Source organism: Candidatus Benthicola sp. (assembly GCF_058719085.1).
The window spans coordinates 20,112-28,366 of the sequence record NZ_JBZQEK010000057.1 but is presented as its reverse complement, the minus strand read 5'-3'; the positions used below and the strand labels follow the sequence as shown (position 1 = coordinate 28,366).

Annotated in this window: 6 protein-coding genes; all 6 read right to left on the bottom strand. The window is 68.3% G+C overall.

The features are described 5' to 3' along the window. Window positions 1–36 precede the first annotated feature (36 nt). Window positions 37–1,722: a protein translocase subunit SecD gene (gene secD, locus AC36XV_RS04120; protein ID WP_492202407.1), complete on the bottom strand. Its 1,686-nt coding sequence runs from the start codon at window positions 1,720–1,722 to the stop codon at window positions 37–39. Between the two features lie 137 nt (window positions 1,723–1,859). Then, window positions 1,860–2,054, bottom strand: coding sequence for a YgaP family membrane protein (locus tag AC36XV_RS04115; protein ID WP_492202406.1), 195 nt, complete (start codon window positions 2,052–2,054; stop codon window positions 1,860–1,862). A gap of 105 nt (window positions 2,055–2,159) precedes the next feature. Beyond that, window positions 2,160–2,522: a hypothetical protein gene (locus AC36XV_RS04110; RefSeq protein WP_492202405.1), complete on the bottom strand. Its 363-nt coding sequence runs from the start codon at window positions 2,520–2,522 to the stop codon at window positions 2,160–2,162. 69 nt (window positions 2,523–2,591) lie between these two features. Continuing rightward, complete coding sequence (locus AC36XV_RS04105) at window positions 2,592–5,819, bottom strand: efflux RND transporter permease subunit (RefSeq protein ID WP_492202404.1); 3,228 nt, start codon at window positions 5,817–5,819, stop codon at window positions 2,592–2,594. After that, on the bottom strand, window positions 5,816–6,871 hold the full coding sequence (locus AC36XV_RS04100) for an efflux RND transporter periplasmic adaptor subunit (protein WP_492202403.1): 1,056 nt from the start codon (window positions 6,869–6,871) through the stop codon (window positions 5,816–5,818). Before AC36XV_RS04100 ends, AC36XV_RS04105 begins: the two co-directional genes overlap by 4 nt. Further along, on the bottom strand, window positions 6,868–8,244 hold the full coding sequence (locus tag AC36XV_RS04095; protein WP_492202402.1) for a TolC family protein: 1,377 nt from the start codon (window positions 8,242–8,244) through the stop codon (window positions 6,868–6,870). The genes AC36XV_RS04100 and AC36XV_RS04095 overlap by 4 nt, the downstream gene beginning before the upstream one ends. Between the last annotated feature and the right edge of the window lie 11 nt (window positions 8,245–8,255).

Below are 8,255 nucleotides of genomic sequence, written 5' to 3'. Positions count from 1 at the left end.
GTGGGCGCCTCTGAATATTCTCATATCGGGACCAGGTCAGATGCTCAGTGGCTCGGTCGGCGACCGCCGCTCGAGGTAGATGAGGAAGGCCGTCCGCGTGACGTAGAGGGCCGTGAAGAACGAAGCCAGGATGCCGATCACAAGGGTGACCGCGAACCCGCGGATCGGGCCGGTGCCGAACTGATACAGGATCGCGGCCGTGATCAGCGTCGTCAGGTTCGCGTCCACGATCGCGGAGAGCGCCTGGGCGAAGCCGTTGTCCACGGCCGTCCTCGGCGTCTTCCCGGCATCCGATTCCTCGCGGATCCGCTCGAAGATCAGCACGTTCGCGTCCACGGCCATTCCGACGGAGAGGATGAGGCCGGCGATGCCCGGCAGCGTGAGCGTGGCACCGAGCCCCGCCAGGCCGCCGAGGACCAGCAGCACGTAGATCGCCAGCGCCCCCACCGCCATCACGCCCGCGACCCGGTAGTACCAGATCATCAGGATCACCACGGCGACGATGCCGATCATGAAGGCATTCCGTCCCTGGCGGATCGAGTCGGCCCCGAGGGAAGCGCTGACCGTGTGCTCCTCGACCACCTTGATCGGCATCGGGAGCGCACCCGCCCGAAGCACCAGCGCCAGGTCCTGCGCCTCCTGGAAGCTGGCCCCGCCTCCCATCTCGATCTGCGCCCGTCGGCTCAGCGTCTGGCGGATGACCGGCGCACTCTGCACCCGCCCGTCGAGCACGATCGCCATGTAACGACCCACGGCCGGGGCGGTGCCCCGCTGGAATACCCGTGCGCCGCGGCGCGTCGTCTCGAACGGCACATACGGCTGATTGAACTGCGGGTCCCGGGCCGCGGGCCCCGCATCTTCGAGCAGGTCGCCGGTGAGGATCGGGTCCGACTCGAGCACGAAGAGTTCCCGGTACGCCGCCCCGGCGGCCGACGTCGGCTCCGCCCCCCACCGGACCTCCGTGTTGCGCGGAAGGTGGTCGCGGAACGCCTCCGTCTCGAGATATCGCTCGACCGTCGGAACCTCCTCTTCGGCCACCAGGAAGGTGCCGGGCTGCGGTCCCTGGAGCAGCAGGCTGGTCAGCGGCCTCAGGGTCGGCTCCTGCGCCCCCTGCGCCGCCGGGCTGTCCGTCGCAACGGCCTCGCCCGAGTCAGCGACCGTGGCGTCGGTCGAATCCGCGGCGGCCTCCGCCGAACTGTCCGGCTGCGCGCCGAGGATGTCCGACAGCGGAGAAGCCTCGGCCGACGGCTCCTGGACGGCCGCGGCGTGCAGGTTCTCGGCCCCGAGCTCCTGAACGATGGCCCGGTCGATTCGGGGAAGCGCGTTGAGGAAGTTGTCGTCTTCCCGAACCAGCTTGAACTCGAGGAAGGCCGTCCGCTCCACGATCCCCTTGGCGCGTTCGGGATCGTCGATGCCCGCCAGCTCCACGATGATGCGCTCGTTGCCCACCCGTTGAATGGTGGGCTCACGGACCCCGAACTCGTCGATGCGGTTCCGGATCGTGGTCAGCGTGCGCTCGATGGCGTCCGCGCGGCCCTCGGGCGTCAACGTGCCCTCGGGATCATCCACTTCGACGGCCAGGTGCATGCCGCCCTGCAGGTCGAGACCGAGGTTGATCGAGGGGATCTTCTCGCCGGTCGGCCCCGTCTTGGGGACGAGGGCGTACACGCACACGACGATCAGTCCCAGTATGACCAGGAGTCTGTTTCGGATATTACGCATGGAAACGGGCCAGTCCTCCAGCCGGGTGCCCCTTCGTCGGCCACCGCCCATCGCGGTGTCCGTTCACAAGCGGCGCAAAGTACGCAGGAAGCAGCGGAATGAAAACCCCGGGCCGCGGGGGCCCGGGGCTTCCCGAATCAGGTCTGCCGGTGCAGGCCCGTCCACCGGAGGATGTCCTCCATGAGGCACCAGCCGGTCACTCCCGACTGGAGAAGGTTGAGGCCCACGAAGGCCGTGAACAGCAGCCACCAGGGACTCACCCAGTAGGCGAGGGCGAGACTGGCGAGGACGAAGGTCCCCGCGATCACCCTGATCTTTCGTTCCATCGTCATCTCTGTGCACCTCTCGGATCGGGTTGTTCGAGCTCCGCCCGGCCCCCAGGGACATTCGGATCCCACCTCGGGCCGTGGCCGGAAAAGCTCCCAAGTAGACTCTTCCTACTCCTGCGACTTCGTGGACCGCGGCGCGGCCGTCATCGACCCTTCCGTCGCCTCACAGCCGCACGCGGCGGCGTTCTCCACATCGAGAGCGAACGCCCGGATGGGGTGCTTGGGGTCTTCCACGCCCGTGCACATCCGCACCGCTTCGAGGATCGCCACGGCGAGCGCGTCGGCGGCGAACACGAAGATGACCTCGGAGCGGTAGGGCGCTCCGGCGCCGGCCCCGTACCAGCCGCCTGCTCCGGCGCGCTCGTGGCCCTCCACCGCCAGGCGGCTGAACATCGGAACCTCGAGCGTCGTGAGCAGCTGCTCGACGCACTTCTCGTCTCCCTCCAGATATGTCAGCATCACCAGCTTCATGTCCACCTCTCGTTCCTGATTCTTCCGGGGCCAAGGCCCCGCGTGTCCAAAGGCCCTGCCGGCTCGCCCTCAGCCCTCCGTCGCCGTCGTCAGACCCTCGCCTGCCCCGGATTCCTCCCCCTCGCTCCCTCGATCCCGGCGGAGCAGGAAGTAGATGCCCGGCACGACGATCAGCGTCAGCAGCGTGGAGGCGAGGGAACCCGTGATGAGCGCCACCGCCAGCCCCTCGAAGATCGGATCGAACAGGATCACGATCGCCCCGATGATGACCGTGCCCGCCGTGAGCGCGATCGGACGCGTTCGGACGGCCCCTGCCTCGATCACGGCCTGCTTCAGCGGAATACCCGCATTCAGCCGGGCCTCCAGGTAGTCGATCAGCAGGATTCCGTTTCGAACCATGATGCCCGCCAGCGCGATCATCCCGATCATCGACGTCGCCGTGAAGAAGGCTCCGAACACGAGGTGTCCGGGTGCGATCCCCACCAGCGTGAGCGGAATCGCCGTCATCATCACGAGGGGGGTGATGAAGCTGCCGAACCACGCCACGAGCAGGCCATAGATCAGCAGCAGGGCGCCGGCGAACGCGATGCCGAGGTCGCGGAACACCTCGTACGTCACCTGCCACTCGCCGTCCCATTTCATCACGGGCTGTTCGACGGCACCGGGCTGTCGCGTGTACAGCTGACCCAGCTGAGCACCCGATGGAAGCTCGATCTCGCCGATGCGCTCCTTGAGGTCCAGAATGGCGTACACCGGGCTTTCCTGGGCTCCGGCGACATCGGCGGTCACGTACACCACCCGCTGGCCGTTCTTCCGGTCGATGGGCTGAGGTACGGTCGCCTCCTCCACCCGGACGATCTGCCCGACCGGCACCATGCTGCCGGTCCGGGAGGCCACGTGAAGGTTGCCGATTCGATCCGGACCGGACCGGTCCTCCTCCGGAAGGCGCACGCGCACCGGCACGGCGGCACGGGACTCGGGAGCCGACAGCTCCGTCGCCACCACGCCCCCCACTCCCGTGGCCAGAGCGTGAACCACCTGTTCCCTGGCCACCCCCGACAATGCCGCCTTCTCTTCGTCCACGAAGAACCGGAGCTCCCGCTGCGGATCGATGAGCGACCAGTCCACGTCCACCACCCCGGGCTGATCGGCAAACATGGCCATGACGCGCTCGGCCACCTCCCGCTGCGCCACCTCGTCGGGGCCGTAGACCTCGGCGACCAGGGTCGAGAGGACGGGGGGACCGGGCGGTACCTCCACGACCTTGGCCCGGGCTCCGGTACCGGAGGCCGCGACGACGGAGTCCACGATGGGCCGCACGATCTTGGCCACATCGTGGCTCTTGGCCCGCCGCTCCGACTTATCAATCAAGTTTACCTGAATGTCCGCAACGTTATTTCCCCTACGGAGATAATAGTGCCGAATCATACCGTTGAAGTTGAAGGGCGCCGCCACTCCCGCATACACCTGGAGGTCCTTGATTTCGGCCACGCTCTCGAGCTCGAGCGCCACGTCCCGGGCAAGCGCGGCGCTCGTCTCGAGCGTCGATCCCTCCGGTAGATCGAGGATGACCTGGATCTCGTTCTTGTCGTCGAACGGCAGCATCTTGACCATCACCGTCCGGGTGAAGAAGAGACCGGTCGCCCCGATCAGCAGCACGGCCACCGCAGCGAGAGCCATCACCAGCCGGGAAGGCCGGTCGAGCAGTGGCTCCACGAGACGGCGGTACACGCGGTAGATGCGCGTGTCCTCGAGCACGTACCTCTCCTCGTCCTGTTCGTGGTCGCCCTGATGGGCCTTGCCGAGGAGCCGGAAGGCCAGCCACGGAGTCCCGATCAGCGCCACGAGCAGCGAGAAGGTCATCGCGAGGCTCGCCCCGATCGGCATCGGGCTCATGTACGGCCCCATCAGCCCCGAGACGAACAGCATGGGGAGAACGGCCGCGATCACCGTGAGGGTCGCCAGAATCGTCGGGTTTCCGACCTCGTCGACGGCGGCGCGCGCGGCGGCCCGTAGCGGACGGTCCTTCATGCGGAAGTGGCGCTCCATGTTCTCGGCCACGATGATCGAGTCGTCGATCACGATGCCGGTCACGAAGATGAGCGCGAACAGGGTGACCCGGTTCAGCGTGTACCCGAAGATCTGGTACACGAAGAGCGTCAGCGCGAAGGTGATCGGGACCGCCAGCATGACCACGACGGCGCTCCTCCACCCCATGAACACCGCCACCACGATGCCGACGGCGATCACTGCCAGCCCGAGGTGCTCCTTGAGGGTGGTGACCTTCTCCCGCGCCGTCTCTCCGTAGTTCCGCGACACGAGCGCCTCGACGTCGGCCGGGATCACCGAGCCCTCGAGCCGGGACAGAGTCTCCTCGAGCCGGTGTCCGACCGCGGTCGCGTCCGCCCCCGGCCGCTTCGACACCGAGATCGCCACCATCGGCATCAGCGGCTGTCCCGCTTCCCCGTGGAAGGTGTAGCTGTCCACCTCGGCCGGTCCATCCGAGACCTCCGCGACGTCCCCCACCTGGATGAGCCGCCCGTCCCGCACATCGAGGACGACGCCCGAGACGTCGTCGGCGCTGTTCAGGAAAGGACCTCCGAGCACCCGGACCACCCGGTCCGCGGCCGAATACCGTCCGGCCTCGAAGCTGACGTTGGCCGCGCGAAGGCGCTGAACGACCATCCCCGGATCGACGCCCAGCTCCGCCATCCGGCCGGGCGACAGCTCGACGCGGACCTCCCGCGGCTGGCCGCCCGTGACGTGCACATCCCGGACATCCGGTACGGCTTCGAACGCCGTTCCGACTTCCTCGGCCAAACGCCTGAGCTCCGCGTGGTCCTCCTGGCCGGCCAGGGTCACGCTGAAGAACGGCACGTCGTCGATCGACACGGTCTTCACCAGCGGAAAGGTGAGACCGGAGGGCATCCGATCGAGGTGTTTCATGAGGGTCGCGTACAGCCGGATCAGGCTGTCCTCCAGGTCCCGTCCGACCTCGTACCGCACCGTGACGAGACCGAAGCCCGGCTGCGCGTGGCTGTACACGTACTCGACGCCGTCGATTCCGGAGAGCACGTTCTCCAGCGGGATCAGGGCCCGGTTCTCGACTTCCTCGGGAGTGGCCCCCGGCATCGGCAGATAGATGTCCGCGAGGGGCACGATGATCTGCGGCTCTTCCTCGCTCGGCAGCGTCGCCGACGTGTAGATCCCGAGACCGAGCGCGGCCGCCAGGAGAAGCGGCGTCAGCTTGGACGTCAGGAATGCGTCGGCGAGGCGTCCCGCGATCTGGGTCTTCATCGACCGCCCTCCGCGATGAAGGCCCATTCGACCCTCTCCGCGCTCTCGACCACGGCGCCGTCCACGAGACCTGCCGGCGGTTGCCGAACGACCATGTCCGTCTCCGTGATCCCTGCGAGGGCCTCCACGGCTTCACCCGTCCGCCGACCGGTGCGAATCCAGCGCAGGCGAGCCTGCTCGCCGGACACGACGAAGACGCCCGTAAGCTGCCCACGGCGCACGATGGCGTCCGCCGGAACCCAGAAGCTGGACTCACCGGGGACCGGCAGCTCGAGCCGCACGAAGGAGCCTGGAGGCGGCAACCGCTCGGACGAATCGAACGTAGCCTCGATCCGAAAACGGTGGCTCGTCGGATCGATCACCGGAACCACTCGGCGCACCGTGGCCGCCCAGCGCGTTCCCGTCTCCGGCCACACGACCAGAACGGACTCGCCTTCCTCGACCCGGTCGACCATCGACGCGGGCACGTCGGCTGCGACCTTGACCCCTCCGGAACCCGAGAGCACGAGGATCGGCTTCCCCGGCACGGCCAGGTCACCCGGATCGGCCATGCGGGCGGTCACCGTTCCATTGAACGGCGCCCTGAGAACGAAATAGTCGCGGGACGCAATCGCCTCGTCGAGACGAGCCTCTGCCGCCTTCAGGTTGGCCTCGGCCTGATCGAGCTCCTGCTTCGTGGCGGCCCCATCCCGCTCGAGATTCACCATCCGCTCGTACGTGCGCCGGGCCACCACCGCCTGCGCCTCGGCGCTCGCCACGGCCGACTCGACCCCGGCGGCTTCGAGCCGGGCGACCACCTGGCCGGCACGCACCCTGGAGCCCACGTCCACCGAAACGGCTTCCACCGTTCCGCTGCCCCGGGTGGCGATGTTGGCGGTTTCGAGCGCGATGACGCGTCCCGGTACCTGGGACCCCGTCCCGCTGCTCGCGACGGGGCTCACGTCCACGGCCCCGACGATCTCCCGATCCGCCACCTCGCCCGGCTCGCCCTTGTCACAGGCGCCGAGGGTGAGGGCGAGGACCGGCACGTACAGCATCATGTATCGCTTCATCGGTCGTTTCCGTTCTCGTGCATGGTGGTGACGAACCGGAGCTGCGCCTCCGCCATTCGGAAGGCAGCCATGGCGTCGATGGCCTGGCTCTCCGCCTGCGCGCGGCGAGTCTCCGCCTGGAGGAGGTCGGCAGGCGTGGCGAGCCCCTCCTCGAACCGGCGCTTCATCAGCGTGGCCCCGGCTTCGGCCGCTCTCCGGCCAGCCAGCGAGGCCTCCACGGCCTGTCGAGCGGCTCGAAGTCCGTCCTCGGCCGCGGCGAGCTCCGCGCTCGCCTGACGCAGCGCCTCCTGGTAGCGGGTCTCGGCGATCGTCTGTGCAGCCTCCGCCCGCTGCCGGTCCTTCGAGCGGCTGAACCCGGAAAACAGGTTCCACGTCAGGCCCACGCCCACCGTCCAGTTGTCCCCATCGTTCTGGAATGCGTCCGCGGCATGAATCGCATAGTTACCGAACACGCCGATCTCCGGCAGGAAGGAGCGCGTGGCCCTCTTGGTGCCCGCCTCGGCCGCATCGCGCGCGCTGGCGAGCGCCATCAGGTCCGCTCGCTCCGCCGGATCGAACGACGGCGGGGACTGAACTTCCGCGGGCTGAGGCAGGACCACCTCGAGGGAATCGGCAAGGACGGGGAGGTCCGCCGACTCGCCTCCGAGAAACACGGCGAGCCGCCTGCGCGCGTCGAGGTCCCGTCTCTCGGCATCCACTCGTCGGGCCACCGCGAACGAATAGTCGGCCTCCGCCTGCAGGAGGTCCGCACGCGTCAAAACTCCCTCATCCACGCGGCGGGCGAAGACGTCCCGGTTGACCGCCGCGGCGGCTTCGGCGCGCTGCGACGCCCGAAGCTGTGCTCCCGCCCGCTGCGCCTCCCGGTACAGGATGTCCGTCTGCGTGAGGGTGGCTTCGCGGGTTCGGGTGGCGGACCAGCCTGCCGCTTCGGCCTCCCTGGCCGCGGCCCCGCGACCGGTCCAGTCCGAGGGGCTGAAGACTTTCCAACGCAGGGAGACCCTGTTGGTCCAGTCGTTGATCGGATCGGGCGTGTTCAGCGTCGCCGGGTTGAAGTCGGCTTCGCTGAACGTTCCCTGTCTGAGCTTCGTCCCGAACACGAACACCGGGTCGTTCGACCGAACGAAGCCGCTCTCGAAGTCGATCCGCGGCCAGTAGACAGCCGACGTGCCCCCGGCCGCCGCGGCCGCCATGTCCGCGCTGGCCGCCGCGATTCTCAGGCTGGCGTTGCCCGCCAGCGCTTCCTGTCTGGCCGCCTCGAGACTCAGAGGACGACCCCCGGCCGCCGTCTGTGCCCTCAGAGAGGCGGGAGCTCCAGCCAGAAAGATGATGACCAGCAGCGCTCCCGATCGGAGCCGGCTCTTCGTTGCATCCATGCCGCTCACCG

Bases quoted from the DNA above. Each gene is read 5' to 3' on its own strand.
- secD (WP_492202407.1), bottom strand. From the start codon at position 1,722: ATGCGTAATATCCGAAACAGACTCCTGGTCATACTGGGACTGATCGTC.
- AC36XV_RS04115 (WP_492202406.1), bottom strand. From the start codon at position 2,054: ATGACGATGGAACGAAAGATCAGGGTGATCGCGGGGACCTTCGTCCTC.
- AC36XV_RS04110 (WP_492202405.1), bottom strand. From the start codon at position 2,522: ATGAAGCTGGTGATGCTGACATATCTGGAGGGAGACGAGAAGTGCGTC.
- AC36XV_RS04105 (WP_492202404.1), bottom strand. From the start codon at position 5,819: ATGAAGACCCAGATCGCGGGACGCCTCGCCGACGCATTCCTGACGTCC.
- AC36XV_RS04100 (WP_492202403.1), bottom strand. From the start codon at position 6,871: ATGAAGCGATACATGATGCTGTACGTGCCGGTCCTCGCCCTCACCCTC.
- AC36XV_RS04095 (WP_492202402.1), bottom strand. From the start codon at position 8,244: ATGGATGCAACGAAGAGCCGGCTCCGATCGGGAGCGCTGCTGGTCATC.